Source organism: Pseudomonas sp. A-1, from assembly GCF_004801855.1.
Lineage (GTDB): Bacteria > Pseudomonadota > Gammaproteobacteria > Pseudomonadales > Pseudomonadaceae > Geopseudomonas.
This window is the reverse complement of sequence record NZ_SSTC01000186.1, coordinates 1-2,479: the sequence shown is the minus strand read 5'-3', so window position 1 is coordinate 2,479 and position 2,479 is coordinate 1. Positions and strand designations below refer to the sequence as shown.

General features: G+C 61.2%; 2 protein-coding genes. Both read right to left on the bottom strand.

The window, feature by feature from the left end; all coding sequences use genetic code 11:
- Positions 1 to 249 precede the first annotated feature (249 nt).
- Positions 250 to 630, bottom strand: coding sequence for an ankyrin repeat domain-containing protein (locus tag E5198_RS20935; RefSeq protein ID WP_136491832.1), 381 nt, complete (start codon positions 628 to 630; stop codon positions 250 to 252).
- Between the two features lie 200 nt (positions 631 to 830).
- Entirely contained in the window at positions 831 to 2,348 is a 1,518-nt protein-coding gene (locus tag E5198_RS20930; protein WP_136491831.1) for a transposase, read from the bottom strand.
- Between the last annotated feature and the right edge of the window lie 131 nt (positions 2,349 to 2,479).

Below are 2,479 nucleotides of genomic sequence, written 5' to 3'. Positions count from 1 at the left end.
TGTGGTTGTGGTGAAAAGCGACACTGTCGGAACAGGCGAGTCCTGCAACGGAACAAGGCCGATAACAATCATGATCCCCGTGATCGATTGAGCGCTTGGCCCCCGTTGTGCGAACTACAGAGTGGCCCGGGCGGCAATGCCCAGCGAAGGCCGGATATACGAATGCAACCGCACTGACGACAGGGTTGGAACAGGGTTACTCACCACTTGTGGGGAGAGTCCATATACGCCATGTTAGGTGGTGTTGAGTTACGAGAACAACTTGGCAATTGCCCCACCTTTACGAATGGCCCTTTCTTGCGCCGTTTCGTTGAACTCAGAACGAATATTTGTTTTGGCGCCTGCCTGCATGAGAGCTTTTGCAATAGCGAAATTTTCCTGGCTAACCGCAACATGCAGTGGTGTTTCACCCATATCGCCGATGGCATTAGGGTTTGCTCCTGCCTCAAGAAGCACTTTGACGGCATAGGCATCATTGCGCCACACCATGACATGAAGCGGGGTGTCGCCATCGCAGTCAGTGCTGGAGATAGATACAACCTTTTCACCCATTTCGGCTGGGAAAAGCACGTCTGATGTTGAGGCTAGAATTTCTTCTAACGTGGCGCGACGTTTCGGTTCGTGGCCCATAGACACCTAACGAAGCTGTAGAAAAACCCCAAAAACACTACCGCCGCGCCCCAGCGTCGCAATTTTTTGCGCGTGTCCGGATTGCATGGCCAGCAGGGCATTCGAGGATGTTTTGATCGGATATCCGCCCGGTTGGCCCCGATGCCGGGCTGGCAAGCCTTGGCGTGGTGCCCGGTCGGGTCGGTTACGGGGCGCGGTATTCATCGGAAGGCCCCATGGCTAGCCAGTTTCTCGATGTTGTGCGTCATGCAATAGAGCTTCCACTGGCCGTCCACCCGCGTCCGGCCACGCAGGGTGAAACGGTCCAGGCGCTTGTTGTGGCGCAGGTTGCCGAACACCGGCTCCACCGTGGCGAAGCGCCGGCCGATCATCTCGCGCCCCTGCGGGCTGTCGATCCGTTGGCGCATCTGCTCCAGTACATCGTCCTCTTGCTGAACCTTGGGCAGGAAAAACGCGACCTGCCGCGTCGCGGTTTTCTCCGGCTTACGCAGGCATTTCGCGCGTTGCAGGCAGGCCAGGCAGTCACGCATAGCGCCCTGGAACTTGATGGCCCGCTGCCCCTTGATCAGACAGTGACTGCCGCTGCTATACAGCGACTTGCCGGCCGGGCACACGCAACTTTTCCGCTCCGGGTCGAAGCGGAAATCGGCGGGCGTATACAGTTTGGAGGCACGCGGCTTGGGGGTCTTGTCCCAGAGCGGATCGGGCTTGCTCAGGTGCAGCTCCTGCCCGGCATAGCGAGGGTCGCGCTTGCGGTAGCCGTTGTCGGGTATGTAGGCCGGGATGCCCGCAGCGCGCAGTTGTTCGAGTCCTGCGCGGCTGTGGTAGCCGGCATCGGCGGTGTAGCAGGTGTCGGAGGAGCGGACATGGGCCGTGGCCTCGACCGCTGGGCCGAGCAATGCCTGCTCTGCGCCGGTGCCATGGGCCTGGGCTTCGACGATGATCTGCGCCTTCTCGTCCACCGCCGCGACACCGGTGTAGCCCTGGATCACGCCCTTGCCGGTGGCCATCTTGGCCGACTCGTTGTCGGTGCGATTGGACAGGTTGACCCGTCCGGTCACGCCCTTGCGGTCTTCCGGATTGTCATTCAGCCAGGTACGCAGTTGCCGGGCACTGGCCTGCAGGCGTTCGAGCTGGCGTGCGGCGCGCTGATCCTCGCCCTCCGGGTGGCGGTAGCTCTGGCGCTGCTGCTCGATCATCGCTTGGGCAGCCTTTTCCATTTTCTCGGCCTGGCGCAGGAAGTCGGCACGGGTGCCGCTACGGGCCTTGCTGGCGTTGCTCGGCAGCTTCACGCCATCGATGGCGAACATCTCGCGGCCAATCAGGCCTTGGCGGTCACAGACGGCGAGCACTTGGGCGAACAGCTTGGCGGCCAGGTCGCCCATGTTGGAGACGAATGCGGCCAGGGTGGTGAAGTGCGGCTGGCTGTCGCCAGATACGGCCATGAACAGCACATGATCGCGGCAGGCGGCTTCCATCTTGCGGCTGCTGACGATGCCGCGGCTGTAGGCCAGCAGGACGATCTTCAGCAGCACAGCCGGATCGAAGGCCGGTGCACCTTCGACATCGTTGCGGTAGCGGGCGTGGAAGTCGGAGAGGTCCAGTTCGTGGTCGACCAGGTAGCACAGCGCGTGCTCGAAGCTGCCGGGCAGCAACTGCTTGTCGAAATCCACGGGGAGCAGCTTGAGTCCCTTGTGAACGGTCTTGAACCGAGGCATCGCCTCGCGCCTCCCTGCGAATGGATGGGGCGAAGGGTATCAGCCCCAGAATGTTAGGTGTGTAGTCCCGGGATGAGGTGGTGCGGGTCAAGCTTGAAACAGTCCGGTGTTCGAGTCCAGGCATCACAGAT

Coding starts and splice junctions, on each gene's coding strand:
- E5198_RS20935 (WP_136491832.1), bottom strand. CDS start 630: ATGGGCCACGAACCGAAACGTCGCGCCACGTTAGAAGAAATTCTAGCC.
- E5198_RS20930 (WP_136491831.1), bottom strand. CDS start 2,348: ATGCCTCGGTTCAAGACCGTTCACAAGGGACTCAAGCTGCTCCCCGTG.